This window comes from Bradyrhizobium sp. USDA 4501 (assembly GCF_054062115.1).
On record NZ_JBSSEX010000001.1, the window covers coordinates 7,172,555 to 7,198,222 of the forward strand.

Genomic DNA, 25,668 nt, shown 5'->3' on the forward strand with positions numbered 1-25,668 from the left:
GCGCCGGAGGGAGTTGGTCGTGTCGTCGCTCGATATCGCACGAAGCATCGCATTCAGCGGGCTGTCAGCCACGCAGGTGCAGATCAGCGTAGCTTCGGCCAATATCTCCAATGCCGACACCAAGGGCTATACCGCGAAGACCGCCAACCAGAGCAGCAGCGTCACTTCCGGTGTTGGTACCGGCGTCACGATCACGGGGATCAGCAGCGCGGTCGACAAGCTGCTTTTGAAGTCGCTGGTCGGGGCCGATTCCGATCTCGGCGCTGCCGACACCACCAACAGCTTTCTGACCGAGCTCCAGCAGCTCTATGGCAGCACATCGAGCTCGGACAGCTCCACAACGGGCACCTCGCTGGCCAACACGATCGCGGCATTCGAGTCGGCGTTGGCGTCGCTGGCGAGCACGCCGAGCAGCGCGTCGCTGCAATCGAACGCCGTCAGCGCGCTTGCGGCGATAACGACGCAGCTGCAGCAGACCTCGAACGGCATCCAGACGCTGCGCTCCAATGCCGACCAGGACATCGAGTCGTCGGTCACCGATATCAATTCCGACCTGCAGCAGATCTCCGACCTCAACAAGCAGATCAAGCAGCAGGCGGCAGCCGGGCAGTCGACGGCCGATCTGGAGGACCAGCGCAACAGCGCGCTGCAGGATCTCGCGTCGATGATGAATGTGAGCTATTTCACCACGTCGAGCGGCGATCTGCAGGTCTATACCGGATCGGGACAGGCGCTGGTCGATAGCACGGCGCATCCGCTGAGCTATACGGCGCTGCCCAGCGTCACGGCGTCGACGACGTACAGCGCGGGATCGTCAAGCGGTTTCAGCGGCATCACCGTCAACGGCGTCGACATCACCTCGCAGATCTCCTCGGGCAAGGTCAGCGCGCTGATCACGCTGCGCGACCAGACGCTGCCGGCCGCGCAGTCGCAGCTCGACGAGCTGGCCCGGCAGCTGACCGCGAGCGTCAACGCGGTATCGAACCAGGGCACGTCGGTGCCGCCGCCGGCCAGCCTGACCGGAACTGCCACTGTGAGCAGCACGACGCCGTTCTCGGCGACCGGCACGGTGCGAATCGCGGTTGCGGACAAGAGCGGCAATCTGGTGTCCTACCAGGACCTCGATCTGTCGTCCTACGCCACGGTCGGTGATCTCGCCACCGCGATCAACGGCATCTCGGGGCTGTCAGCTTCGGTCGATGCCAACGGACACTTGTCGATCTCGACGACCACATCCAGCAACGGCGTTGCGATCAACGAGATGACGAGCGCGGTCGGCAGTGCGGGCGAGGGCTTTTCGGATTACTTCGGGTTCAACGACCTGATCACCGGGACCGGCGCGTCCGACATCGCCGTTCGCAGCGACATCCTCAACGGCACGGCGGCGCTGCCGACGGCGACGCTCGATGCGTCGTCCACGATGACGGCCGGAAACTCGGTGCTGTCACCGGGCTCGGCGACGGTGGTGAACGCGCTCTCGAGCGCGCTGACGGGGTCGACCAATTTCGGCATGGCCGGCGGCCTCGGGGCGACCACCGGCTCTTTCACGGACTACGCGGCCGCCATCGTCGCCAACGTCGCCGGCAAGGCGACCCAGGCGTCGGCGGCCTACACCGCCAAGCAAACCGCGCAGTCGACCTATGCGAATTCGCTGTCGTCGCAGTCTGGCGTCAACATTGACGAGGAATCCGCAAATCTGAGTGCGTTGCAGAACAAATACGCCGCCGCGTCCCAGATCATTACCGCCATCAATGCCATGTTCTCGGCGCTGATGACCGCGATGAGCGCCAGCTGAACCCCGAGGCCGTCGTCATGACGATGCGCGTTGCCACCTTTGCACAGTCGGACCAGATGATATCAAACGCGCTGCGGGTGCAGGCGGTGATGGCCAACGAGCAGGTGCAGGAGTCCTCAGGGCTGCAATCCGAGGATTTCGGCGGCTACGGTTCCGGCGCCGGGCGCGTGATCAATTTGCAGGTGTCGGTGACGCGCGCGCAGTCCTATATCGATGCCAGCCAACTCGCCGATAACAAGGTGCAGGTGATGTATTCGGCGGTCGGGTCGATGACCGACATCATCACGCAGCTGCGAACCCAGCTCAGCGCGGCCACCACCGGCAGCAGCACGGCGACGGCATCGGTGATCAACTATGCGCAGCAGGCCATCGCGCAGATGCAGGGGCTGCTCAACACCCAGTATGACGGCGAATATGTCTTCAGCGGCGCCCGCACCGACACCGCGCCGGCGGACCTGTCGAGCTATGGGACGGGCACCGGATCGCTGACGACATCAGACACCAGCTACTACAAGGGCGACGGCGAGATCGCGTCCGTGCGCGTGTCGGACAGCCAGTCGATCTCGTACGGCGTCACCGCCCACAATCCAGCATTCGAGCAGGTCATGCGGTTGCTGAAATACGTCGGCAACAGCAGGACGCTGTCGTCGAGCGACATCACGCAGGCGCTCGACCTCGCGAGCAATGCGCTGGATGCCACATCCACCGTGCAGGCAAAGCTGTCGGCCGCGGCGTCGCAGATCGAGACCGCCAGCACAAACCAGAGCGATTACCAGAATTTTGCGAAGACGCTGTCGACGGACCTCACCAGCGTCGATGTCGCGGCCGTGACGGCACAGCTTTCGACCTATCAGGCGCAGCTGACGGCGTCCTATTCGGCGATCTCCAAGATCCAGAGCATGAATCTGGCGAGCTATTTGCGATAGCTATCGCCGGCATCACCGGTTCAGAATCTTCAGCCAGACATCGCCGAGAATGATCGGCTCGCGCGGCGGAAGCCAGGTGAGGCCGGCAGCCTTGCCGAGCTCCGCGATGGTTCCCTTGGCTGCAGGTCGGTGAGGACCTTGTTGACCGATTCCTGCAGGACCTTGTCGGTCTCGAGCGCAACGTAGCCGCGGTTGGCGCCGATCGGATAATAGTAGCCCGAGGCCGTGATCCTGGTGTCCGGATGTTCAGCGCGGTAGGCGTCGAAGCGGCGCAGGTCGAGCAATGTGGCGTCGAATTCGCCGCGTTCCAGTTCGCCCAACAGATCGCTGCGCCCCGGAACGAGGTGCGTGATGTCGTCGATCAGCTTTCCCTTGTCGAAGGTCATCAGGATGGCGTCGCCCAGCGTGCCGCTTTCGATCGTCAGGCGAAGGCCGGCGAGATCGCCGATATCGGTGATCTTGCGCTCCTTGATCTTGTCTTTGGCCTTGGGACCGAGCACGACGGTCATCGGCGAATAGATGTAGGGCTGGCTCGGCGCCAGCACGCCGATCGGGATCCGCCGGCGGCGATCCTCGCGGGTGGCGCCGTCGAAGTCCGGCAGCTTGGCCGTCGTGACGCCGGGCGCCTTCAGCGAGTCCGTGGTAAGCGCGTAGCCGCCGACCAGCGAGCAGCGCCCGTCCGACAGCAGCGCATTGGCTTCCAGCGCCGGGCTTGCGGTGTCATCGAGCTTGCTTTCGAACCACTGGATCTCGAGCTTGCGGCCGAGCCGCCCGGTTATTGCCTGCGCGAGCGCAACGTCGAAGCCCGAGGCGGGCTTGCCGCGATGATGCACGGAAAACGGCGGCAGGTCCTCGTCGAGACAGACTCGGAGCGGCTCGTCGGCCGCGCGTGCCGCGGTCACGCCGGCAAGCGTCGAGATCAGTGCGAAGCCGAGAGCGGCGGCTAGCGCCGCGGTCCAGGCCCTCATGGCTTTCTCCGGCTTGCGACGAAGGCCCAGAGATCCGATATCTCCTCGTCGCTCAGGATGTCGCCCCACGGCGGCATCTTGCCGTTCTTGCCCTGCTTCACCGTGGTGACGAACCGTGTCTTGTCATCGGGATGGGTACGAAGGTCCGGCGTGACCGTGCCCGAATTGACCATGTTCGGACCATGGCAGTGCGAACACTTCTGGGCGTAGGTGACTTTGCCCTTGTCGATCGTGGCCTGATCGCCGTCGGCATTTGCTTGCTGTGCGATGGCAGGCATCGTCATGGTCGCGATGCCCGTCATCGCGGCGGCGGTGAACACCGCCGCCGTCCAGATCGATACTGTCTTCACGTGCGATCCGCGCTCACTGCTTGACGGCGAAGACCCAGAGGGACCCGCCCGTCGGCACTTTCGCAAGGCGCTCGTCGCCGGAGAAGATCGAGTACACTCCGCCGTAGCCGCTGGTGACGGCGATATACTGAACGCCATCTTGCTGCCAGGTCACCGGCTGGCCTTCGATGCCGGAGCCGGTCTGGAAGCTCCACAGCTTCTTGCCGTTCTCGGCGTCGAACGCATCGAATTCACCGGTCAGCTGGCCGGAGAACACGACGCCGCCGGCGGTCGAGAGCACACCCGAGAAGCGCGGGATGTCGCTCGCCACCTCCCACTTGCTCTTTCCAGTCATGGGCTCGATGGCCTTGAGATAGCCGCGCGGTCCGTTGGGCCAGGCCCAGGGATCGGTGAGGTCCATGCCGAGATACCATTCGCCCTGCTTGTAGGTCGCGGGCTCGGCCTTGTAGTTGCCGCCGATATTGAGCGTATTGGCGTAGGCTAGGCCGGTCTGCGGATTGTACGACATCGGCTCCCAGTTCTTGCCGCCAAGGATCGACGGTTGCACCAGGACTTTCTTGCCGTCGCGCGCATCCTTGGAGATGTCGGTCTCGATCGGACGGCCGGTTTTCAGATCGATGCCGCTCGCCCAGTTGACCGTCACGTAAGGATTGGCCGCGAGCAGCTTTCCATTGGTGCGATCGAGCACGTAGAAGAAGCCGTTGCGGTTGGCGTCCATCAGCACCTTGGTCGGCTTGCCCTCGACGGTCATGTCGGCGAGCACCATCTCGGCAACCGAGTCATAGTCGAACGGGTTGTTCGGCGAGAACTGGTAGTGCCACTTGATCTTGCCGGTCTTCGGATCCAGCGCGAGCACCGAGCAAGTGTAGAGGTTGTCGCCGGGACGCACCGCCGAATTGAACGGTCCGGGGTTGCCGATGCCCCAATAGACGGTGTTCAGCTCGGCATCGTAGGAGCCGGTGATCCAGGTCGATCCGCCGCCGAGCTTCCAGGTGTCGCCCTTCCAGGTGTCGCCACCGGGTTCGTCCGGGGACGGGATGGTATGGGTGCGCCATAGATGCTTGCCGGTTGCGGGATCCCAGCCGTCGATGAAGCCGCGGGTGCCGAACTCGGCGCCCGAGATGCCGGTGATCACGACGCCGTCGGCGACCAGCGGGGCCACCGTCATCGAGTAGCCTTCCTTGATATCCGCGGCCTTCTGGCGCCACAGCTCCTTGCCGGTCTTGGCATCGAGCGCGATCACATTGGCGTCGAGCGTGGTGCGGAACACCTTGCCATCGAACAGCGCCGCGCCGCGGTTGATGATGCCGCAGCAGACGATGCGCGGTGTTTCGGCGGGATATTCGACCTTGGTCTTCCACACCTGCTTGCCGGATTTGGCGTCAATCGCCATCGTGGCGTTGTGCGTGGTGAGATAGATGGTGCCCTGGTAGATCAACGGCTGCGATTGCTCGCTGCGATCGTCGGCGAGACTGTAATTCCAAACGGGAACGAGATTCTTGACCGTGTCCTTGTTGATCTGGTTCAGCGTCGAGAAGCGCTGAAGATTGTAACCCATGCCGTAATTGAGAACGTTCGAAGTATCAGTCGCCCCCTTGACCAACTGCTCGTTGGTCTGGGCGCTTGCACCATACGATGCAAGAATCACGAGGCTTGCGGCCAGCGCAATGCGTCTCATCCTATCCTCCCAATGAACCTTTTTCGCACGCCTATTCCTGACGTTGCGGACGGAACCATCCGCCTGAAACCAAAACGGGTCAATACGAAAACGTGAACGAGCGCCCGCTAACCGCAAGAGACTGATCGAAAGCGTCAGGTCTTTCGCAGATGCGTTCGTGGCTTGCCGCGTGGAATACGCTACACCAGCGCGGCCCGCCGTGATGCCGCGGCGCGAACCGTCAGCTGGACGGCGTCGGAGGACAGACACCCGGCCGCGGTTTCGCGCCCCGCTTGTCCGGCGGCACATTGCAATTATCGATACGCTGCTCGTCGGTCCATTTGCGACCGAGCCGTTCCTTGCCGGTGAGCACGCGCTGCTGGACCGCCTCCGCCGATGGGGCAGGGTGCCGGGTCTGCGCGGACACGGGCGCGATAAGACCGAATGCAACGAGGCACCCCAATGCGTTCTTGCAACTGCTGGTCATGGGTCACCTCGCTCGTTGTGGTGCAATCGAGAGCGCCACAGATGGCCCGTGAGGCAACCGCTTTCCACCCGAATCCCGACAGGATTTCGCCGCGTACACGAACTGTGGGAAGCCCCGCTGAAGCTGCTATGGTAGGCTCGGATCGCAGGCGCTCCGTGTCTTCGCCGGAGCGGCACTTACGGGAGACGAACGATGATTTCGCGCCGATCGCTTGCGCTGAGTTTGGCGATGGTTGTCCTGTCAGGTCCCGCGTTGGCCGCATCGGGCGGTCGCAGTGCGCTCAGGATGCTCGACCCCGATAATGACGGCACGGTCGACCTTGCCGAAGCCAAGAAGGCTGCCGCCAATCTGTTCGCGAAGCTCGATCCCGACCATGACGGCACGCTCGACGCGCGCGAATTGCGTGGACGGCTGACCGCGAAAGAACTGGCCGCTGCCGATCCCGATCACGACGGCACCCTGACGCTCGACGAATATCTCGCGGTCGTCGAGCAGCGCTTCAAGGCCGCAGATCCCGACAATGACGGAACGCTGGATGCGAAGGAGTTGAACTCGCGCGCCGGCCGGGCCCTGCTGCGCCTGCTCAAATAAGTTGCCAGCCGGCGAACTTTGCCGGGCGGATTTGCCGGATATTGACGCAGAATTCCGCGCATAACAAAAAAAGTTGCGATTTCGCTCTTGGGCAAGACGCGGCTGGATGAATCGGGTCTCCTTACCAACGCGTCGCCGCCCGGCAGCCGGAAAATGCCCGACAGATCAGTGTCGGAGTTCCCAATGCCGGGCAGATGTCAGCGAGCCGTCGTCCGCTTCGGCATGTCCAGCAGCGAAGTCGGGTCCTTACCCGGCCGGCTTGCGCCCTGGAAAAGGCAGCCCTAGCTTGCCGCGCGGCTTGCGCCAACTTATGACTTGGGAGAAGGAAATGGCCTGGAAAACACCGAAGATCGTCGAAGTGCCGGTGGGCATGGAAATCAACATGTACGCCTGCGCAGCGCGCAAGTAATCTTAAGACAAGTAACGCGAGACAGCCTGCCCGGCTCGTGCAGCGCGCTGCATCGAGCCGGGCAGGCGTCTTTTGTCGAACGTGTCTTTCTCGGGCGCTGCGGCCGCTCGGACAGCTTCTCTCACACCCTTCCCACAAGACCTTGAGACCGACACCACCTGCGCGATTGGCGGGCCTAGCTGCTTTGTCCTACAGTGTGGCCTGAGGCGGTGGTGCGGGGACGATGAATCCAAAACTCAAGACCGGGCGTTGGGCGGGGATGCTGTGCGCGGCGATTGCCGGCATCGCGGCGGTGTTGCCGCCTGGCGCATATGCCGAGGACTTTGATACCGAGCACATCTTCGGCTTCATGATCGGCTCCGACGTGGGCAATGTCGGTGAGCGCGAATTCCAGAGCCAGACCACAGGGCGCTTCGCCAAGGACGGCGGCCGGTATCGCACGCTCAATCAGGAAATGGAGCTCGAGCTTGTGCCCGCGCCGAATTTTCGTGTCGAGCTCGGAACGTCATTCGGCGCATACGACATCAACCGCGTTCCGGGTCTTGACGATCGGCGCCAGCTGTCGTGGCAGAGCGTCTCGGTCGATTTCCGCTATCGCTTTCTGAATCGCGAGACGGCGCCCTTTGGCATGACGGTCGCGCTGGAGACGCGTGCCGATCGCGTCGACGAGACGACGGCCGCAGCCGTCCGTAGTTATGGCACCGAACTCACGGTCGCGTTCGACCGCGAGGTGATCCCGAATTTTGTCATCGCGGCCCTCAACCTAAGCTACGAGCCGGAATGGACGCGCACGCCGCGCACCGGCGCTGCGGATCAGGATGCCACCATCGGTGCCGCATTCGGCCTCATGGCCAGGGTGAAGCCGGATATCCTGATCGGCGGCGAAGCGCGCTATTTCAGGAAGTACGAGGGAATCGGCCTGGATGAACTGTCCGGGCAGGCGCTGTTCATCGGACCGACCGCCTATTTCCAGCTCTCCGAACGTTCACGCCTGACCGCGACCTGGAGCGTCCAGGCCTGGGGGCAGCGGGCCGGAAGCAATGCCGCCCTCGACCTCGTCAATTTCGAGCGCCATCAGGCGCGGCTGGTGTACGGTTTGAACTTCTAGAGCGTGAAGCCTCCCGGACCGGGTTCCCCAACCTCTCACGGGGCTGTGAAACCCGGACGTGGCTGATTACGTATTTCGCCGTGTTATCTATTGCATGAGCACGCTTAGGGATCGCGCATGAACCCGATTGATCTGATCGTCACGGTATGTGCCGTGCTGTCGCCCGCCACCTGCGAGGAGCAGCATCTGGCGTTCAACTGGAACGGCTCGCTGCAGCAATGCGCCATGGCCGCGCCGCCTTACATCGCGCGGTGGGTCGGCGAACATCCGAAATGGACCGCGGTGCGCTGGCGTTGCGAATATCCGCACAGCAACGATCGGGCCGGCACGGGCGGCGAGCTGCCGGCGGGTTAGCCTTCCTATTTGTTGCAGTCCTTCAAGTCCTTGTCGGATACCGAAAACACGGCGTCGGCCTTGATCTCGATGTCGCGAACGAAGCACTGTTTGGCGCCGCTGTAGCCGACCTTGGCGTCGTAGCGGCCGGGCTCGACGCCGGTGATCCGCAGGCGCTCGTCATGGTCGACTTCCTTGTCCTTGTCGTTGAGCGTCTGGTTCGGACCCCACTCGTTCTTGCCTGCCGGCGACAGCTCAAAGCTCGAAATCGTGGCGCTGGTCAGATTCCACAGCCGAATGCCTTTGCCCTTGCTTTGGGCGAGCACCGTCGCCGGCAGCACAAGCGACGCAACACTAACAGCGATCAACGCGCGCGACATCCAGCCTCTCCTTTATGCTTCGTCCAAGGATGACGGCGTCTCACATATTTGCAAGGTCCAACTGTGAGAGTTGCCGCTTGATTTCGTCGATCTCGGGTTCGCCGCGCGTCGCGCGTGGTGTGGCAATGGTCTCGACGTGGAGGATTCGGGCCGGCCGCGATGACAGGAAGAACAGGCGATCGCCGAGGCGAACGGCGTCGTCGAGATCGTGGGTGACGAGCAAGGTCATCATTTTCCGGCTCGCCACCAGCGTCGCGACCTGGTCGCGCAGCCGCCCCGCGAGCGCATTGTCGAGCGAGGCCAGCGGCTCATCGAGGATCAGGAAATCGGGCTCGATGGCGAAGGCGCGGGCCAGCGCGACGCGGCGGGCGAGGCCGAGCGACAGCTCCGCGGGAAAATGGTTGCGGTGCGCGCCCAGTTCGAGCACCTCGAACAGCGCAGAGAGCGTGCTGTCGTCGACATGCGGCGCGGCCAGCCGTACATTTTCCTCGACCGTGCGCCAGGGCAACAGCCGCGGCTCCTGGAAGACCATGCCAAGGCGCATGCCCGGCGACCGCGCGACATGGCCCCGGTAGTTGGCGTCGAGCCCGGCGAGGATCCGGAGCAGGGTGCTCTTGCCGCAGCCTGACGGGCCGAACAGCACGCCGACCTCGCCGGCGTTCAGCGTGAAGGTGACGTTGTCGAGCACGTCGTGCCGCTTCCCGGCCGCGCTCTCAAAACTCTTGCCGGTGATATTGACTTCAAGCTGCACGGAGCCGCCACCGCGTTAGCCTGGTTTCAAACGGCTGCACCAGCAGGGTTTCGATGATGAGCACGACACCCGCAAAGCTCAGCGAATAGGCAAGCAGCAAGGGGATGTCGAACAGCTGGAAGGCAACCCCGATCTCGAAGCCGACGCCGTTCGGCCGGCCGAGATATTCGGCGACCAGCACGATCTTCCAGACCAGCGAGAGCCCGGAGCGCGCAGCGGCCGCGATGTAGGGCGCAAGCTGCGGCAGGATCACATGACGGAAGGCGCGGCCGCGCGGAAAAGAAAACGCCGTCGCCATTTCGTCGAGCGCAGGATCGAGCGCGCGGGCGCCTTCGCGCAGGGTGACGACGGCGGTCGGCAGCTTGTTGATGGCGATGGCGGCGATCGCGGCGACCTCGGTCAGCCCGGCCCAGATGTAAGCGAGCACGATGACGACGAGCGCGGGCAGGTTGAGCAGCAGGATCAGCCAGGGATCGCCAAGGCGATTGGCAAGCGAGACGCGGCCCATCAAATAGCCGATCGCCGAGCCGAGCGCCATGGCAAGGGTGAAGGCCAGCGCGACCCGGGCCAGGGTTGCGCCGAGATTGACGAACAGCGCGCCCGATCGAGCTTCGGCGACGAGCACCGACAGCACCGCCGGCGGCGCCGGCAGCTTCGCATCGCCGATCAGCAGCGAGGCGATCCACCAGGTCGCGATGAACAGCGTGAATGAGAGGAGACGCAGCACCGCTAGTCTCCCGGGATCGCTTGGTAGAAGGTGCCGGGATCGAGCTCGGTTGCCGTGCCGACCAGATCGCGGCCGCCGAGCTGCGCCAGCACCCGGTAGAGCACGCGCGCATCGGCCTCTTCGTCCGCGATCGGACGGCGCGGGATGCCTTCGCGGTAGCGCTCACGATAGGCATGCAGGGTTGCGGGATCCTGCGCGCCGGTGAGCGGCGCGATCGCGTCCCATTCGGCATCCGAGGTCGCCAGAATCTCTTTCGCCGCGCGGGTCACCGCGATGAAGCGGGCCACCAGATCCTTGTTGGCATTGGCCCAGGCTTCGTCGAACACGTAGCCGATCATGGCGATGCGGCCCTTGCTGCCGAGCTTTTGCAGGATCTCTTCCATCCCGGCGAGCCGGCGAAAGCCCTTGGCTTCGAGCGCGGCGCAGAAATTCCAGTAATTGAGCGTCGCGTCCATCTCGCCGCCGAGCGTCTTGGCAGCGAGCAGCGGCGGCGCGCCGTAGACGATGGTCGCCTGCGACTTCAGGTCGACGCCGTCCTGCTTCGATGCGGCTTGCAGCAACAGCCAGTTCTTGTCGATCGCCCCGCCGGCAATAGCAAGCTTCCGCCCCTTGAGGTCCGCGAGCGTCTTGACCGGCGAGGAGGCCGGGACCATCACGGCGCCGAGCGCGCTCGAATAGGGATAGAATTGCAGCTTGGCGCCGAGCGACCGCTCGCGCGACACCCAGGGCCAGTCCGATACCATCACGTCGGCCGTGCCGGCGCGCAGCGCGATCTTGCCGGCCTCGGGGCTGGCCAACTCGACGACGTCGATCGACAGATTGGCCTTCTTGTCGAGACCATGGGAGCGAATGACGGCCAGTTCCCAGGCCAGCGTTCCGGTCTTCTGCGCTGCAACGCGGATGGTCTGCGCGTAGCACGAGGTGCCGAACTGCATGACCGCCAGAACTGCCGCAGCCAACACCGTGCGTACAGAGATGATCATCGTTTCTTGAGCCACTTCCCCGAATGTTTTCTTTTCTGATCAACATCCATAGCATAGCTTGCGGAAAGAGAAGAGGAAGCAGGACCATGGCAGGAGCTGGCATGCTACGACCGATTGTCGCCATCCTGGTGCTGGCCGGGGCGGCGGTCAGCGTGCGGGCCCAGGAGATCAACGACTATCCGACCTCGGCGCGGGCGGAATATGTGTTCGGCTGCATGAAGGCCAATGGCGAATCCCGGCAGTCGATCGAGCAATGTTCCTGCTCGATCGACGTCGTCGCCTCGATCATCCCCTACGATCGCTATGTCACCGCCGAGACCGTGCTGAGCATGGCGCAGGTGCGCGGCAATCTGGGCGGCCAGTTCCGCTCGTCCGAGCAGGCCGCGAACGCGCTCAACGACCTCAGGCGCGCCCAGGCCGAAGCCGAAGTCAGGTGCTTCTAGAGCATGATCCGGAAAAGTGCGAAGCGGTTTTCCGGAAACATCATGCTTAAATATCGGGCTAAGGCGCGATAGCGATCCAACCTGATCTCATTGCATTTTGCGTCCGTCGTGACGCGAGGCGTCAGGTGCCGGGATTCTCGACCTTCCATTCGTGCTCGAAGATATGCCCTTCGGTGTCCTTGGCTTCGGCACGGAAGCGCTTGGCGCCATTCGAGACGTAGGTGAAGCGGATATTGGGATCCTCGGAAATCGAGATTCCGCCCTCCATCGCCAGCACCGGACTGTCGTCCTGCCAGATGTGCAGCTCGTTGACGAAGAAGGCCGGGATATAGAGCTGCGTGACCTGGTCCATCTGCAGGCCTGAATTATTCGGATGCCCGATCATGATCTGGGCTTCCCGCGTGCTGGTCGCAGGTCCCTGTTCGGACTTGGTGAATTGCCGGTAGCGCATCTGGCCGAGGCGGTTCTTGGCTTCCTCGACGTTCTTGCCGGCCGGCGCTGAGCAGCCGCCGGACGCCTTGACATAGACCTTGCTGACATAGAGCTTGCCGTCGCTGAGCTCCGCGACGGCGTGCACATTGGTGTAGTTGTTGACGCGGACACGGGTCGAGATCTCGGTGACGTTGGCGGCCGGCCCCAGCGTGAACTTCGCGGCCATCGGCGCCGGGTTCTCGTCGATCACAAGCGTGATCGCGACGACGCGGCGGCTGTCGCTGGGTTGCAGCTTGGTGCGCAGCGTTACCGGCACGATCGCGGCGTCTTCCGCACGCATCGGCATCTCGATGCCGATGACATCATTGCCGTCATTCATCGGACGGTTGCTGAAGATGTCCTGGACAAGACCCGGCCAGGGATCATAGGCCTCCGCGGCGGGCGCAGCCGGTGTGCCCAGCGCGATCGTGAGCAGGCTTGCGATGCAAAGCAGGCGGGCGCGATGTCCGGTCATGTTCGCGAAATCCTATGTAGCCGCGTCATCATAGGACGAACAGCTACTCCCATTCAATTTCCGAGAATGCTGCAATTGCGTTGCGGGCGTTGTAGTCGTCGAACAATTGCCAGCGCGGCCGCTCGGCGGCTGCGGCGTGCTCGGCCGCGGCCGTGATCGGTTTGCCGCTTGCGACCCGTGCGCGCACATCCGCGGCCAGCACCCCAAGATAACGCCGCTCGTCGGCAAGCGCGGCCGGCCACGCGCTCACGGGCCCGTGACCGGGAACCACGCGCTCGGCGGAGATCGCCGCGAGCTCGTCGAGCGTACGCAGCCAGCCCTTGAGGCTGCCGTCGACCACGGGAATATGGATGAGAAACACCATGTCGCCGGCGAACAGGGTGCTGGTTTGCTCGTCGAGGACCGTGAGGTCGTTGTCGCTATGGGCGGGCGGCCACGCTTTCAGGGTGAGGGCCCGTCCGCCGAGGTCGAGCTTCAGCGTGTCCGCGACCAGCACGGTCGGGGGGATGATCTTCACCTCGTCGATCAGCTCATCGCCCATGGTCCGGCGAAACCCGTCGAGGTAGAATTGTCCGCGCGCGGCCAGCGCGCGTGGCAAAGACTTGTGGCCGACGAAGCTGGTCCCGTCGCCGACGAAAGCCGCATTGCCGAAGCTGTGATCTGGATGGGCGTGGGTGTTGATCACATAGCGGATCGGCTTGTCGGTACGGCTGCGGATCGCGGCGAGCAGCTGTCGTCCTTCGCGGACGCTGCCGCCGGTGTCGATGACGGCGACGGCGCTGTCGCCGATCACGAATCCCACATTGGCGATGGCGCCTTCGTTCTCGCGCGTCATCAATGCGGTGACCCCGGTGTGAACGAATATTCCGGGAGCGACTTCGCTTACAGGCAATTCCGCCTCTTGCGCCCGCGCTATGGTCGGCGCCCAAAGCATCAGGAGCAGCGCAAGCACCGAACCGCCATGAGCCATGTTTCCGCCTCAGTTACTCCGCGACGCGCGATCGATGTCGTCGCGTTCCAGTTTGCGCTGCAGCAAGCAGCGCGGCGTGGTCGCGATCATTATTCCTGTTGCACGTCATGGTGCGCCGGGCAATTGCTGGATGGCGGCGATCGATCCGATCAAGAGGAGACCGCGTAATGAGAATTGTCGGATGCCGTCCTGTTCTGCTCGCGCTTGTCGGCTTCATCGCCTGTCTGGCCGGCCGCGACATCGCACGCGCGCAGGTCAATGATCAGGGCGAACTTTCCATCGAGCTCATCGATGCCCGCGTGCTGCGCATCTGTGCCGATCCTCGCAACCTGCCGTTCTCGAACGACAAGGGCGAGGGGTTTGAGAACAAGATCGGCGAACTGCTGGCCGGGAAGCTGCAAAAGAAGCTCGACTACATGTTCTTTCCGCAGGCGACCGGGTTCGTGCGGATGACGCTCGGCGCGCATCGCTGCGACGTGATCATGGGCTTTCCGCAGGGCGATGACCTCGCGCAGGGCACCAATCCCTATTACCGCACAGCCTATGCGATCGTCGCGAAGCCGGGCAGTGGGCTCGATGAGGTCACGACGCTCGAGGACCAGCGGCTGAAAGGCAAGCATATTGGCATCGTGGCGGGAACGCCGCCCGCGACCAACATGGCCATCAACGGGCTGATGACCAATGCGAAGCCTTATCCGCTGATGATCGATACGCGCTACGATTCGTCGGCCGAGGCGATGATGAACGATCTCGCCAAGGGCGAGATCGACGCCGGCATCCTGTGGGGACCGATGGCGGGCTTTTACGCCAAGAAGGCCAACCCGCCGCTGCGCATCACGCCGCTGGTCAAGGAGACCACGGGACCGAAGCTGATCTATCGCATCGGCATGGGCGTGCGGGCGTCCGACCAGAACTGGAAGCGCCAGCTCAATCGCCTGATCCAGGAGAACCAGCCCGAGATCAACAAGATCCTGCTCGACTACGGCGTCCCGCTGCTCGACGAGAACGACCGTCCAATCGGGCCGGAGACCGCGACCAAATCACCATGATCAGGCTCGCGGCCACGCTTGCGGTGATGCTCGTCGCCGCTTCGCCTGTCCGCGCGCAAGACCCACCCGCAGAGCCGGAGGGCTATCGCACCGAGGACTACCGCGCTCCGGTGCCGGTGACGCTTGCCGGCGCACGGGTGCTCACCACCGCGGAAGCGGAAGCGATCTGGCGCGACAAGTCCGCCGCCTTCGTCGACGTGCTGCCGCGTGCGCCGAAGCCAAATCTGCCCGCCGGCACGGTGTGGCGCGAACGGCCGCACCTCAACATTCCCGGCAGCATCTGGCTGCCTGACACCGGCTACGGCAAGCTCGCCGCGCCCACGGAGGACTACCTGCGACGCGGGCTGGTCCGCGCCTCAGGCGGCGACGCGACCAGATTGCTCGTGATCTACTGCCAGGAGAATTGCTGGATGTCGTGGAACGCGGCCAAGCGCGTGCTGACCTACGGCTACCGCAACGTGGCGTGGTATCCGGAGGGAACTGACGGATGGGAGCGTGCCAAATTGCCGCTGGCGGATGCCGAGCCCGAGCCGCGCGAGGGAGAGCAGTAAGCCCGGCCTCGCGCGCCACGCGGGCCGTTACTTCTGCTTGTCGAGCTTGTTGATGGTCTTGCCGCCGTCGCTGTCCGTTGTGGTGAACGAGACCTTGTCACCGGCGTGGAAGGCCTCCAGCGATTGTCCCTTCGGCACCTTGTACTCCTGGATCGCGCCACCGGACGCGCCCACCGTGCCGCCTTGCGTCTGCTGGATCGAGATGGTTCCACTCAGTCGGTCAATCTTGGTGACCATTCCCGACATGGATTGCTGGGCCAAAGCCGCTGTGGTGACCAGGCTCGCGGCGGCAAGGCTGGTCATGACGATCTTGGCTGCTTTCATGGAGGTCTCCCAAGTTCAGATATAGTTGGAGACAACGAGCGGGCAGTGCAGTTTGTTCCGGATCGGCGTGGCCCAACAGACTGTTACCCAAAAGACCGTCAAAATGGCGCGTTGACGATCCCGGGGCGTTCGGTCGCAGGCCTCAATCGAGCTCCTGCTGGATGGTGCGGCCGAGCGCGAACAGGCGCTGATCGATCGCGGTCGGCACCTCGCAGACGAATTTCACCACGCGCCCGCGGTCCTCGAAGATGCGGGTCTCCCAGACCAGTTGATTGCCGAGCTCGTCGACCTTGGTCTGGTCCGGCGGTGTCGCGTCCTGCAGCGCCTGCAGCTTGAGCGTATCGTCGCGGATCTTCTCCGCGGCCTCGCGCTGCTTGCGCATCACGCGCTCGAGCCCGTTCATGACCGAGGCGCGCTGTCCGTTCAGCGTATCGAACAGACCGGCAAACAGCAGTTTTCCAGCATTCGCCTTGTCGGCCGCGGCCGCTGACAGGAATTCGGTGATTTCCTTCTGCGCTTCTTCGAGCGGAACGCGGCGCGCCGCGAGCTTGATCGCGAGCGCGCTGACTTTCGGGTCGTCCTTCCACTTGGTCTCGGCATCGCCGAGCGGCGGCCCGGCCCAGACTGCGGCGAGCGAGATCTCGGGCACCTTGGCCTGTTGGCAGGGCCAGTCCGGATAGCGCGGGTCGGCAGCCGATGCGGCCTGGTTCGACAGAACCATCGCGAGCAGCGCGCCCAGTCCTGTTCGCCAGCCTGTCATGCCTCGCCTCCGCCGGGTCCGCGGCGCACCAGGCCGCGCGATGGATCGTAAGCCAGGATCGCGCCGATCATGAAGACGACGGTGCAGCCGCCGACCACCGCGAGCGAAACCCAGTTCATCTTGCCGTACAGTGCAAACCGGATCAGCTCCACCGCATGCGTGAACGGATTGCACTGGCAGATATAATACAGCATCGGGCTGCCTTCCTGCACGCGCCACAGCGGGTAGAGGGCCGACGATGCGAAGAACATTGGGAAGATCACAAAGTTCATCACGCCGGCGAAATTTTCCAGCTGCTTGATGCTGGCCGAGATCAGCATGCCCAGCGCGCCGAGCATCAGGCCCGACAGCACCAGCGCCGGAAGTACGGTGAGGTAGCCGATGGTCGGCGGCGCGATGTCCCAGAACCAAGCGATGACGAGGAAGGCATAGACCTGGAGCAGCGACACCGCCGTGCCGGCGAGCAGCTTGCAGAACAACAGATAGCTGCGCGGCAGCGGGCTGACCAGCAGCGTGCGCATATTGCCCATCTCGCGGTCGTAGACCATCGACAGCGAGGATTGCATGCCGTTGAACAGCTGGATCATCGCCATCAGCCCGGGCGCGATATAGACCTCGTAGAGGATGTAGGTCTCGTAGGGCGGGATGATCGAGATGCCGAGCACCTGCCGGAAGCCGGCCGCGAAGATGAACAGCCAGAGCAGCGGCCTGACCAGCGCCGACACGAAGCGCTCGCGCTGATGCAGGAAGCGCAGCGCCTCGCGCCACACGATGCCGTTCAGGCAGACGATGTATTCCGACAGCGAGAAGCCGCTTCGCTCAGGCGTAACCGTCGTGCTGGTCATGACGGCGGTCTCCCCGCGAGTGTTGCCGTTCCGGTCAGGCGCATGAACGCGGTGTTGACGTCCTGGGCGCCTGCGTCCGCGATCACCCGTGACATCGGGCCGTGCGCCAGCATTCGGCCCTGATGCAGCACGACAAGGTCGTCGTTTGGCATGATCTCGTCGAACAGATGCGTCGCCCAGAGCACGCCGATGCCCTGCTCGGCGACGAGCTGCCGGACATGGTCGAGAATGTCGGCGCGCGCCTTGACGTCGAGCCCGACCGTGGCCTCGTCGAGCAGCAGCAGCCGGGGCCGGTGCAGCAGCGCGCGGGCGATCTCAAGCCTTCGCATCTGGCCGCCCGAGAGATCGCGCACCTTGCTGGCGGCGCGGTCGGCAAGCCCGATGCGGCCGAGCACCTCGGCGCTGCGCAGCCGCGCCTCGCGCCGCGAGATGCCGTGCAGCGCGGCGTGATACAGCAGGTTCTGCGTCAGCGAGAGGTCGAGATCGAGCGTGCGCGGCTGGAACACCACGCCCATCAGCCGCAGCGCTTCACCCGGCGTCCGGCTGATGTCGTGGCCGAATATCTTGATCTGGCCGTTCTGGATGCCGAACAGCCGCGTCACCAGCGAGAACAGCGTGCTCTTGCCGGCGCCATTGAGACCCAGCAGCGCGGTGAAGCTCGCAGGCTGGACCGTGAAACTGACATCGATCAAAGCGCGGCGCGGACCGTAGCTGTGGCTGACATTGCCGATCGACAGGGCCGCCTGCACGGCCGCGGCTGTTCCAGGGCCTGCATCCGGCGAGAGCTGGTTCGCGATATGGGCGTCGGTTGAGGTCATGGCTGCGCGATCGTGATCCCCCAGGGCAGTTCGCCGACCTGAATGGTCTTGATCACCTTCTGGGCCGAGACGTCGATGACCGAGACGTCGTTGGAGACGCCGTTGGTGACCAGCAAATATTTTTCGTCCGGGGTGAAATCCATGTGCCAGACCCGCTGGCCGACCAGCAGATATTTGAGGACCTTGTGGGTCACACCGTCGACGACGGCGACGCGGTTGGCGGGGCCGAGCGCAATGAATGCGGTCTTGCCGTCCTTAGTCATGCCGATGCCGACGGGCTGGATCGCCTCGTTGCGCAGGCCCGGAATTTCGAAGGTGATCTTGCCGGTCACCTCGCGCTTGACCGGATCGATGATCGACACCGTGCCGCCGATCTCGGAGGAGACCCACAATTCGGAGCCGTCACGCTTGAACTGGGCGAAACGCGGCCGCGAATCGACCAGCACATTGGCGACGATCTGGCGCGTCGACGTGTCGATGAAATGCGCCATGTTGGTGGTCTCGGAGGTGTTGATCAGGATCTTGCCGTCCGGGCTGATCGTCATGCCCTCAGGCTCGACGCCGACTTGGATGTCGCCAATCCGGGCGCGCTTTTCGAGGTCGATCACGGTGACCGTGTTGTCGTTCTCGTTGGCGACATACATGGTCTTGCCGGCGGCATCCTGGGTGAACAATTCAGGGTCGGGACCGGAGGGCAGGGTGTCGACGATCTCCTGGGTCTTGGTATCGATCACCTGGATCGTGTCGTCGTCGCCGACCGCAACCATCACGAACTTGCCGTCGCGCGAGAACTCGATGCCGCGCGGCCGCTGGCCGACCTTGATGGTTTTGGTCACCGTCCAGCTGCTGGTGTCGATCACCGTGACGGTGTTGCCCTTCTCGTTGGAGACGTAGGCAACGAAGGCGGACGCCGGTGTCGCGGCAAGCCAAACGAGCATCCCGGTCAACAGACAGCGGCGCCACATGCGTTTCATCTCCCTCACTGCAGCTTGCACTTCGTTTCAGGCCGGTCAACTCCGAGCGTGTCGAGTTCGGAGACCTGATGCAGGAAACCTTCCTGCGGCGAGACCGAAACGACCATACGACCATCGGCCAGCAGGATCGGCTGGCGAAGCTGCAGATTCCAGTCTCGCAGGGTCAAGCGCGTACCCTTGAAGGCGGCAATCGAGAAATCCTTGCCCTTTAGGAAGGCGATGACCTTCTTGGGGTCTCCCGAATTGGTGCGCGATGTGGCTTCCCCGATCATGCGCGCGGCGGTCCAGGCCTGCATGTCGAGCGCCGTCATGCGGCGCATGTTCAGCTTGACGAAGCGGTTCTGGATCTGGACCGCGCCCCACTGGTCATGCGCCGCGTCCCAGCTGGTCGGCACGAGGCCCGCCGAGCCCGCCACCGGCCGCGGGTCCCAGGTACGGTACGGCAGATAGTTCGCGAACACCTCGCTCTCGTCGGCGGCGACCAGCACGTCGTAAGCCGGCGCCTGCTGCGTGAACACCGGCATCTGGCGCTGGATCAAGGTCACGCCGCTGTCGGTGCGGCGCGCGCCGCCGGTGTCCTCGAAAGTCCGTTCCTGAACGATCTTGGCGCCGAAGCGGGTCGCGGCGCGGCGCAGCGCGTCGGCGTAAAGCTTGTCCTGATCATGCGAGCCGACCACCAGCAGCCAGCGCTTCCACTGCTTCCACACCAGATATTGGCCAAGCGCGTCCGCCAGCATCGAGCGGGTGGGTGCGATGTGGATGACGTTGGCGCGGCAGTCCTGCTCGCGCAGCCGGTCGTCGATTGCGCCGGCGTTGAGCAGCACGGTGCCGCGGTCGCGCAGCGCGTCGGCGACCTTGAGCAAGGCGTCGGCGGGCAGGTCGGTGATGATATAGTCGTTGCGTCCGGCGAAGTCGGTCGCGACCTTGGCGACATCGTCGCTGTCCTTGACCTTGGCCTCGTCGAGCACGAAGCGCTGATTGAGGAATTTGCCGGTCGTGTTGTTGTCCTCGATCGCAAGGCGCGCGCCGGCGATGCCGTCATTGTCGGCGGGCTGCTCGACCAGCGAGAGCGTCGATTTGACGCCGGCATGGCCGAGATAGCCGATATGAACCTCGACGGGATCAGCCGCCAGCGCGCCGGTCGCCACCATGCTGAGCGCGATCGTGCCGATCAGCCATCGCAACATAACTCCTCCCGCAGTCTTTTTTCACTCGGCATGGCGTTCGGAAATCCGGCCTCCATGCTGTTGACTTGCAAGATGCCGGAATTGGCCTAGCTTGCAACCCCGCTTTTTGTCGTTGCGACGTTACAAATTACGATTGGTTCACAATCATGAGATCAGCGTTTGCCTTCGCCGTTTCTTTGCTGGTGGTGTCTGCGGCGGCAGCGCGCGCCGAGCCGCCCAGGCTCGCGGTGTTCGACCTCGAGATGATCGACACCAGCCTGCAGGGGGAAGTGAGCGGGCCACGCAGTGATGAGCAGGCGCGGCTGCTCCGGGCCGGCGATCAGGTGCGCAAGGAGCTCGCGGACTCCGGCAAGTTCCGCGTGCTCGACATCGCGCCGGTCAATGCTGCGGCGCATGGCAGCAATCTTCAGGCCTGCGGTGGCTGCGATGTGAAGCTGGCCGGCGAGTTGGGCGCTGATCTCGTGATGACGGGCGTGGTGCAGAAGGTGTCCAACCTCATCCTCAACATCAATCTCTATTTGCGCGACGTGCGTAGCGGGCAATTGCTGGCGGCGGCGAGCGCCGACATGCGCGGCAACACCGACGAATCCTGGTCGCGTGCCACCGACTACCTCGTGCGCAACCGCCTGCTCGCGCCGAACTACGGCGTGCCGAGGGCGCAGTAGCCTGCGCTCACGAATGGACCTCCGTTATCCTGAGGTGCGAGCTTTGCGGCGCAATTGCGCCGCTGAGCGAGCCTCGAAGGATGAATCGGCCCGGTTACAGCCACACGTAGCAAATTCGGGCCGTGAATCCTTCGAGACCGGCCGCTTCGCGGCCTTCTCAGGATGATGGGATGAACGGACTGCGTGACGCTCACGCCTTCAACCGCGCGGCGTGCCAGCGCAGATGATCGGCCATGAAGGTCGAGATGAAATAGTAACTGTGGTCATAGCCCGGCTGACGCCGCAGGGTGAGGGGGATGTTGGCCTTCTCGCATGCCGCCTTCAGGAGTTCGGGCCGCAGCTGCTCGGTGAGAAAGCCGTCGGCATCGCCGTAGTCGACCAGCAGATCGGCGAAGCGGGCACCGTCCTCGATCAGGGCGACGGCGTCGTGCCTGCGCCACGCCTGCTTGTTGCTGCCGAGATAGCCGCCGAGCGCCTTGTTGCCCCATGGCACCTGCGACGGCGCCACGATCGGCGCGAACGCGCTCGCCGCCCGATAACGATCGGGATGGCGCAGCGCCACCGTCAGCGCGCCATGGCCGCCCATGGAATGACCGAGGATCGACTGCCGCGTTGTGTCGACCGGGAACTGCTCGGCGATCAGCTTCGGCAATTCCTCGGTGATGTAGCTCCACATCCGGTAATTGGTCGCGAACGGCTGCTCCGTCGCATCGACATAGAAGCCGGCGCCAAGACCGAAATCGTAGGAGTTGGCGGGATCGCCGGGGACGCCTTCGCCGCGCGGGCTGGTGTCGGGCGCGACGAAGATCAGGCCGAGCTCGGCGCATGCCTGGCGGAATTCGCCCTTCTCGGTGACGTTGGCGTGGGTGCAAGTCAGGCCCGACAGGTAGGTGACGACGGGCAGCTTGGCGCCGGCCGCATGCTCAGGGACGAACACCGAAAAGGTCATGTCGGTCTTGGTCTCGCGGCTTGGATGCCGATAGACGCCTTGCGTGCCGCCATGCGACTTGTTCTGGGAAACCGTCTGCATTGTCGTATTCCTCTTGGTTGGAGCGCTGCGTCAGGCGACGCCGCTCTCGATCGCCAGCCGCACCAGCTCTGCCGAAGTGCGCACGCCAAGCTTCTGGCGCATGATCGATGACGTGTTTGCGACCGTCTTGTATGATGAATGCACCAGCCAGGCGATCTCCGACAGGCTCTTGCCTGAGCTGAGCAGGCGCAGGATCTCCATCTCGCGTGAAGTGAGCTTGGAGAGCGGATTTTGCGCAAAGCCCGGCCGCGCAAACGCCACGTTGCGCGCGATCGCTGGCGGCAGATAGACGCCGCCATTGCCGACCTCGCGCACTGCTTCCACCAGATCGTTGGGGTCGCCGGTCTTCGAAACGTAACCCTTGGCGCCGATGTCGATGGCGCGGGCGGCGAACACCGGGTCATCGTTCATGCTGAACATGATGAGGCGCGCAGACGCATCATGCGTCAGGATGCGGCGCGCCAGCTCGAAACCGGAGACCGTCGGCAGGTTGATGTCGATCACGCAGAGATCGGGCTTCTCCGCGACGAACGCCCGTTCGCCGCTTTCGGCATCCACCGCTTCCAGCAGCGTGATCTCGGGATCGTCGGCGAACACGGTGCGGCAACCGGAGGCAACGATGGGATGATCGTCAACGATCAGAATGCGCATGGCGTTGTTCCGGCGACCTGCTTCGATTCACTCATCATCACGTCGGTTTGCGCGAAGGACAGGTCGGTTCCGACCGGTTGTGCACCTCGTGCGGGATTGCGATAGGGTGCGATTAGATAGCCGGGCAAATTTGGCTGTCAACGATCCTCTCGGAGGAGGGATCGCGGTCGGGGGCAACGTCATGTGGCAAAAGCTATCCTTGCGCGCGCGGATCAACCTGCTGCTGGCGCTGATCCTGGCGCTTGGCCTCGGCATCAATATTGCGCGGCTCGTGCTGGAAGCGGGGCCGCGTGTCCAGGCCGAGGACCAGAGCGTGATCCGCCTGGCGCGTGAATTCGTTGCGACGATCGTGGCCGGTCTCGACGAGGCGCCGGATCCCGATGCGCGGCTCGACCAGATCGTCCGGGACCTGAGCCGGCTGCGTCACGTCAGCATCACGCGGCAGGATGGCGCGACCGCAAAATCTCCTGATCGCCCCGAGGACGTCGGCGATCAACGCGCTCCGCCGCAGTGGTTCGTCGCGTTGGTTCATCCCGAGCAGACCTCGGTGCGGGTGCCGATCTCGGTGCACGGCAAGCCGCAATCGCTGGTCATCACCTCGCATCCCGACGACGAAATCGCCGAGATCTGGGACGGCATCGTCACCCAGCTCGAGGTCGGCTCCGCGATCGCGGTAGCGCTGCTTCTGGTCACCATGCTGGTGGTCGGCCGCGCGCTGGCGCCACTGCAGGCACTGTCGCAGGCCATGACCGGCATCGAGGCCGGGGATTACGATGCCCGCGTCGAGCCCGGCGGATCGCCGGAATTGGCCGCCATCTGTGCCAAACTGAACCATCTGGCGGCGACCCTTGGCGATGCCGTCGAAGGCAAGCGGCAGCTCGCCGAGCGCGCGGTCTCGCTGCAGGATTCCGAGCGCAAGGAGATCGCGCGCGAATTGCACGATGAGTTCGGGCCCTATCTGTTTGCCTTGCGCGCGCATGCCGGCGCGCTGACCCGGCTGGCGGAAGTCGAAAAGCCGGACCCTGCGGCATTGCGCAAGCACGGCAACGCCATCCTCGAGCAGGTCAACGCGCTCCAGCAGTTCACGCGCCGGATTCTTGAGCGATTGCGGCCGGTCGGCCTGGCCGAGCTCGGGCTTGCGGAAGCGCTAGGCGCGCTGGTGCGGCTATGGAGCGAAACGCACCCGGAGGTGGAGATCGAGAGCCGCATCTCGCCGGCGCTCGGCGATACCGGCGAGATGGCCGACCTGACGATCTATCGCATCGTCCAGGAAGCGCTCACCAACGTATTCCGCCATGCCGGCGCGACGGCGGTCGATATCACGATCGAACCGGTGGACCGGCAGGCCGGCCTACGCGGCAGCCGCGACTGCGCGTTGGTGCGGATTCGCGACAATGGCCGTGGCTTGCTGAGGGATCACAGGCTTGGCCGCGGATTGACCGGGATGCAGGAACGAATCCTCGCGCTTGGCGGCACGCTTAGCATCAATTCCAGCGATGATGGCGTGACGGTCGAGGCGCTCGTGCCAAAGGCCGCACAGTCCTAGACGATTGGCTGTCGCCAATATCTGAAAGCCGCCCAAGCCAGCGCCACTGCGCCGGCGATCCAGAGCGCGACGATCGCGATCATTCCCGCCCGGCTGGTCGGACGCTGCAAGACGGCGCCGGCCTTGGCACGGCATTCCGCCATCACCTCGTCCGGCACGAGCGAGATCGCAAGCCAGATGCCGAGCGGCAGCAGGATCAGATCGTCGAGATAGCCGATCACCGGAATGAAATCCGGGATCAGATCGATGGGAGACAGCGCATAGGCCGCGACGGCGACGGCAAGGGCCTTGGCATACCAGGGCACGCGCGGATCACGCGATGCGAGATACAACGCAACGCTGTCCCGCTTGAGGTTGCGTGCCCAAACCCTGATCGAGGACAGCTTGATTGAGGACAACTTGGTTGGAGAAAGTCTGTCGGCGGACGGCATGGCGCAACGCCTGCGCGTCGGATGGAACCGCTATTCGAGCACCACATCCGCCGGCATACCGCCGTGCAGGCCCTTGTGGACGGAGGAGGGCGCGATGCCGAAATACTTCCGGAAGACGCGGCTGAAATGCGACGAGCTCGAGAAGCCCCAGGAGAACGCGACGTCCGTGATGGTCTTGCCGTTCTGGGACTCCAGCTCCTGCCGGCAGTTCTGCAGCCGGGCCTTCCAGATGTAGTCGCTGACCGTCATGCCGCGATCGCTGAACAGCATGTGCAGATAGCGCTTCGAGCAACCGAGCGCCGCGGAAATGCGGTCGATGCAGAGATCCGGATCGCGCAGATGCTCGCGGATGAAGCCTTGGGCCCGCACATAGGTGGCCTCGGCGCTGCCGCGGTCGAACATGGCGCCGGTCTCGCGCAGCGGCAACAGCAGCAAGTCGATCAGCGCATCAGCCACGCCGACGGCGTTGACCGGCGTCAGCGTCGGTGCCTCGCCGAAGGCGGCATGGACGAAATCATAGGCGATGCGGCCGGTGCCGTTGCGCGCCGACAGCTTGCACGGCGCCATCTTGGAGAGCTGGAAGCCGCGCTCCTTGAGCAGGTCCTTTGGAACGATGACAACCTCGTGCCGCGTCAGCGACGGGCTGATGATGGTGTGCGGACACGACACGTCGTAGGCGAAGCAGTCGCCCGGCATGATGTCGAAGTGCAGGCCGTCTTGCTCGAAATGCGAGACGCCGTGGGTCTGGAACACGATCTTGATATAGGGGTGCTCGCTCAGCTTGATGCGCGAGATGGTATGCGCGATCCGGTGCTGGCTTGCCTCGATCTGACACAGCTTCAGGCGCGATACCGTCGTGAAATTGACCCGGGCTTCGAGCGAGGATCCTTCCAGCGCATCGACGTCGAACTGGCCGCAAAGGTCAGTGAGCGCATCCGACCAGCGCTGAATCTGCCGCTTGGGCGTCAATCCGTTCGTGCTGAGAGAATGGACTGTATCGGACATCTTTCCAG

Annotated in this window: 30 protein-coding genes and 1 pseudogene; 11 read left to right on the plus strand and 20 right to left on the minus strand. The window is 64.0% G+C overall.

Features of this window, described 5'->3' with window-relative positions:
- Nucleotides 1–19: 19 nt before the first annotated feature.
- Together flgK and ACVWZM_RS33025 are read left to right on the plus strand one after the other, a co-directional pair.
- Nucleotides 20–1,795, plus strand: a complete 1,776-nt coding sequence (flgK, locus tag ACVWZM_RS33020) for a flagellar hook-associated protein FlgK (protein WP_456855621.1) — start codon at nt 20–22, stop codon at nt 1,793–1,795.
- 17 nt (nt 1,796–1,812) lie between these two features.
- On the plus strand, nt 1,813–2,721 hold the full coding sequence (locus ACVWZM_RS33025) for a flagellin (RefSeq protein ID WP_456855622.1): 909 nt from the start codon (nt 1,813–1,815) through the stop codon (nt 2,719–2,721).
- Nucleotides 2,722–2,733: 12 nt separating this feature from the next.
- Here the strand turns inward: ACVWZM_RS33025 and ACVWZM_RS33030 are convergent.
- The 4 genes and pseudogenes from ACVWZM_RS33030 to ACVWZM_RS33045 all read right to left on the minus strand — a co-directional run bounded on the left by ACVWZM_RS33030 (nt 2,734) and on the right by ACVWZM_RS33045 (nt 6,183).
- Nucleotides 2,734–3,689: pseudogene (locus ACVWZM_RS33030) on the minus strand (substrate-binding periplasmic protein).
- On the minus strand, nt 3,686–3,973 hold the full coding sequence (locus ACVWZM_RS33035) for a c-type cytochrome (protein ID WP_229188856.1): 288 nt from the start codon (nt 3,971–3,973) through the stop codon (nt 3,686–3,688). Before ACVWZM_RS33035 ends, ACVWZM_RS33030 begins: the two are co-directional and overlap by 4 nt.
- A 79-nt stretch (nt 3,974–4,052) precedes the next feature.
- The gene (locus ACVWZM_RS33040; RefSeq protein WP_076834181.1) at nt 4,053–5,717 is read right to left on the minus strand and encodes a methanol/ethanol family PQQ-dependent dehydrogenase; all 1,665 of its coding nucleotides are present in this window, start codon (nt 5,715–5,717) and stop codon (nt 4,053–4,055) included.
- Between the two features lie 220 nt (nt 5,718–5,937).
- Nucleotides 5,938–6,183 (minus strand): hypothetical protein, encoded by a 246-nt coding sequence (locus ACVWZM_RS33045; RefSeq protein WP_456855623.1) that lies wholly within the window; start codon nt 6,181–6,183, stop codon nt 5,938–5,940.
- A gap of 192 nt (nt 6,184–6,375) precedes the next feature.
- Here ACVWZM_RS33045 and ACVWZM_RS33050 point away from each other — a divergent pair, with 192 nt between their 5' ends.
- From ACVWZM_RS33050 to ACVWZM_RS33065, 4 genes are all read left to right on the plus strand, one after another.
- Nucleotides 6,376–6,774, plus strand: a complete 399-nt coding sequence (locus ACVWZM_RS33050; protein WP_310879955.1) for an EF-hand domain-containing protein — start codon at nt 6,376–6,378, stop codon at nt 6,772–6,774.
- Between the two features lie 328 nt (nt 6,775–7,102).
- Complete coding sequence (gene pqqA, locus ACVWZM_RS33055; protein WP_009031067.1) at nt 7,103–7,183, plus strand: pyrroloquinoline quinone precursor peptide PqqA; 81 nt, start codon at nt 7,103–7,105, stop codon at nt 7,181–7,183.
- Between the two features lie 223 nt (nt 7,184–7,406).
- Entirely contained in the window at nt 7,407–8,291 is an 885-nt protein-coding gene (locus ACVWZM_RS33060) for a hypothetical protein (protein WP_456855624.1), read from the plus strand.
- A 117-nt stretch (nt 8,292–8,408) separates the two neighbouring features.
- A complete protein-coding gene (locus tag ACVWZM_RS33065) occupies nt 8,409–8,645 on the plus strand; it encodes a hypothetical protein (protein WP_076834175.1) in 237 nt (78 codons plus the stop codon).
- 5 nt (nt 8,646–8,650) lie between these two features.
- Here ACVWZM_RS33065 and ACVWZM_RS33070 read toward each other — a convergent pair whose 3' ends face one another.
- The 4 genes from ACVWZM_RS33070 to ACVWZM_RS33085 are packed head-to-tail and all read right to left on the minus strand — an operon-like array spanning nt 8,651 to nt 11,417.
- Nucleotides 8,651–9,004, minus strand: coding sequence for a hypothetical protein (locus tag ACVWZM_RS33070; protein ID WP_456855625.1), 354 nt, complete (start codon nt 9,002–9,004; stop codon nt 8,651–8,653).
- A 40-nt stretch (nt 9,005–9,044) separates the two neighbouring features.
- Nucleotides 9,045–9,755, minus strand: coding sequence for an ABC transporter ATP-binding protein (locus ACVWZM_RS33075; protein WP_076834171.1), 711 nt, complete (start codon nt 9,753–9,755; stop codon nt 9,045–9,047).
- Nucleotides 9,745–10,482, minus strand: coding sequence for an ABC transporter permease (locus ACVWZM_RS33080; RefSeq protein WP_057020570.1), 738 nt, complete (start codon nt 10,480–10,482; stop codon nt 9,745–9,747). The genes ACVWZM_RS33075 and ACVWZM_RS33080 overlap by 11 nt, the downstream gene beginning before the upstream one ends.
- A gap of 2 nt (nt 10,483–10,484) precedes the next feature.
- Nucleotides 10,485–11,417 (minus strand): ABC transporter substrate-binding protein, encoded by a 933-nt coding sequence (locus ACVWZM_RS33085; RefSeq protein ID WP_168856108.1) that lies wholly within the window; start codon nt 11,415–11,417, stop codon nt 10,485–10,487.
- Nucleotides 11,418–11,566: 149 nt separating this feature from the next.
- On the opposite strand from ACVWZM_RS33085, the gene ACVWZM_RS33090 reads away from it, so the two are divergent.
- Entirely contained in the window at nt 11,567–11,908 is a 342-nt protein-coding gene (locus ACVWZM_RS33090) for a hypothetical protein (RefSeq protein WP_370176133.1), read from the plus strand.
- Between the two features lie 121 nt (nt 11,909–12,029).
- On the opposite strand, the gene ACVWZM_RS33095 is transcribed toward ACVWZM_RS33090, so the two are convergent.
- Together ACVWZM_RS33095 and ACVWZM_RS33100 are read right to left on the minus strand one after the other, a co-directional pair.
- Nucleotides 12,030–12,854, minus strand: a complete 825-nt coding sequence (locus ACVWZM_RS33095; protein ID WP_316397603.1) for a quinoprotein dehydrogenase-associated SoxYZ-like carrier — start codon at nt 12,852–12,854, stop codon at nt 12,030–12,032.
- 43 nt (nt 12,855–12,897) lie between these two features.
- Nucleotides 12,898–13,788 (minus strand): quinoprotein relay system zinc metallohydrolase 2, encoded by an 891-nt coding sequence (locus tag ACVWZM_RS33100; RefSeq protein ID WP_456856810.1) that lies wholly within the window; start codon nt 13,786–13,788, stop codon nt 12,898–12,900.
- A 203-nt stretch (nt 13,789–13,991) separates the two neighbouring features.
- On the opposite strand from ACVWZM_RS33100, the gene ACVWZM_RS33105 reads away from it, so the two are divergent.
- Both ACVWZM_RS33105 and ACVWZM_RS33110 read left to right on the plus strand, forming a co-directional pair.
- The gene (locus ACVWZM_RS33105; RefSeq protein ID WP_057020566.1) at nt 13,992–14,873 is read left to right on the plus strand and encodes a substrate-binding domain-containing protein; all 882 of its coding nucleotides are present in this window, start codon (nt 13,992–13,994) and stop codon (nt 14,871–14,873) included.
- Complete coding sequence (locus tag ACVWZM_RS33110) at nt 14,870–15,424, plus strand: PQQ-dependent catabolism-associated CXXCW motif protein (RefSeq protein ID WP_456855626.1); 555 nt, start codon at nt 14,870–14,872, stop codon at nt 15,422–15,424. Before ACVWZM_RS33105 ends, ACVWZM_RS33110 begins: the two co-directional genes overlap by 4 nt.
- Before the next feature lie 27 nt (nt 15,425–15,451).
- Here ACVWZM_RS33110 and ACVWZM_RS33115 read toward each other — a convergent pair whose 3' ends face one another.
- From ACVWZM_RS33115 to ACVWZM_RS33140, 6 genes are all read right to left on the minus strand, one after another.
- Entirely contained in the window at nt 15,452–15,748 is a 297-nt protein-coding gene (locus ACVWZM_RS33115) for a copper-binding protein (protein ID WP_016847793.1), read from the minus strand.
- Nucleotides 15,749–15,890: 142 nt separating this feature from the next.
- Entirely contained in the window at nt 15,891–16,508 is a 618-nt protein-coding gene (locus ACVWZM_RS33120; RefSeq protein ID WP_057020564.1) for a hypothetical protein, read from the minus strand.
- Complete coding sequence (locus tag ACVWZM_RS33125) at nt 16,505–17,353, minus strand: ABC transporter permease (RefSeq protein WP_456855627.1); 849 nt, start codon at nt 17,351–17,353, stop codon at nt 16,505–16,507. Before ACVWZM_RS33125 ends, ACVWZM_RS33120 begins: the two co-directional genes overlap by 4 nt.
- Complete coding sequence (locus ACVWZM_RS33130) at nt 17,350–18,171, minus strand: ABC transporter ATP-binding protein (RefSeq protein WP_246786779.1); 822 nt, start codon at nt 18,169–18,171, stop codon at nt 17,350–17,352. The genes ACVWZM_RS33125 and ACVWZM_RS33130 overlap by 4 nt, the downstream gene beginning before the upstream one ends.
- A complete protein-coding gene (locus tag ACVWZM_RS33135) occupies nt 18,168–19,145 on the minus strand; it encodes a YVTN family beta-propeller repeat protein (protein ID WP_076834157.1) in 978 nt (325 codons plus the stop codon). The genes ACVWZM_RS33130 and ACVWZM_RS33135 overlap by 4 nt, the downstream gene beginning before the upstream one ends.
- Nucleotides 19,146–19,150: 5 nt before the next feature.
- The gene (locus ACVWZM_RS33140) at nt 19,151–20,332 is read right to left on the minus strand and encodes an ABC transporter substrate-binding protein (protein WP_141339821.1); all 1,182 of its coding nucleotides are present in this window, start codon (nt 20,330–20,332) and stop codon (nt 19,151–19,153) included.
- Between the two features lie 146 nt (nt 20,333–20,478).
- Here ACVWZM_RS33140 and ACVWZM_RS33145 point away from each other — a divergent pair, with 146 nt between their 5' ends.
- Complete coding sequence (locus ACVWZM_RS33145; RefSeq protein WP_141339820.1) at nt 20,479–20,997, plus strand: DUF3280 domain-containing protein; 519 nt, start codon at nt 20,479–20,481, stop codon at nt 20,995–20,997.
- Nucleotides 20,998–21,187: 190 nt separating this feature from the next.
- Here ACVWZM_RS33145 and fghA read toward each other — a convergent pair whose 3' ends face one another.
- The gene (gene fghA, locus ACVWZM_RS33150) at nt 21,188–22,027 is read right to left on the minus strand and encodes an S-formylglutathione hydrolase (RefSeq protein ID WP_456855628.1); all 840 of its coding nucleotides are present in this window, start codon (nt 22,025–22,027) and stop codon (nt 21,188–21,190) included.
- Nucleotides 22,028–22,057: 30 nt separating this feature from the next.
- Entirely contained in the window at nt 22,058–22,678 is a 621-nt protein-coding gene (locus tag ACVWZM_RS33155) for a response regulator (protein WP_456855629.1), read from the minus strand.
- Between the two features lie 181 nt (nt 22,679–22,859).
- Between ACVWZM_RS33155 and ACVWZM_RS33160 the strand changes: the two genes are divergently transcribed.
- Nucleotides 22,860–24,224, plus strand: a complete 1,365-nt coding sequence (locus ACVWZM_RS33160; RefSeq protein ID WP_456855630.1) for a histidine kinase — start codon at nt 22,860–22,862, stop codon at nt 24,222–24,224.
- Here ACVWZM_RS33160 and ACVWZM_RS33165 read toward each other — a convergent pair.
- Nucleotides 24,221–24,655 (minus strand): YkvA family protein, encoded by a 435-nt coding sequence (locus ACVWZM_RS33165; protein WP_229188798.1) that lies wholly within the window; start codon nt 24,653–24,655, stop codon nt 24,221–24,223. The two genes, ACVWZM_RS33160 and ACVWZM_RS33165, sit on opposite strands and share 4 nt — an antisense overlap.
- 30 nt (nt 24,656–24,685) lie before the next feature.
- Nucleotides 24,686–25,660, minus strand: a complete 975-nt coding sequence (locus ACVWZM_RS33170; protein ID WP_016847804.1) for a helix-turn-helix domain-containing protein — start codon at nt 25,658–25,660, stop codon at nt 24,686–24,688.
- Nucleotides 25,661–25,668 lie beyond the last annotated feature (8 nt).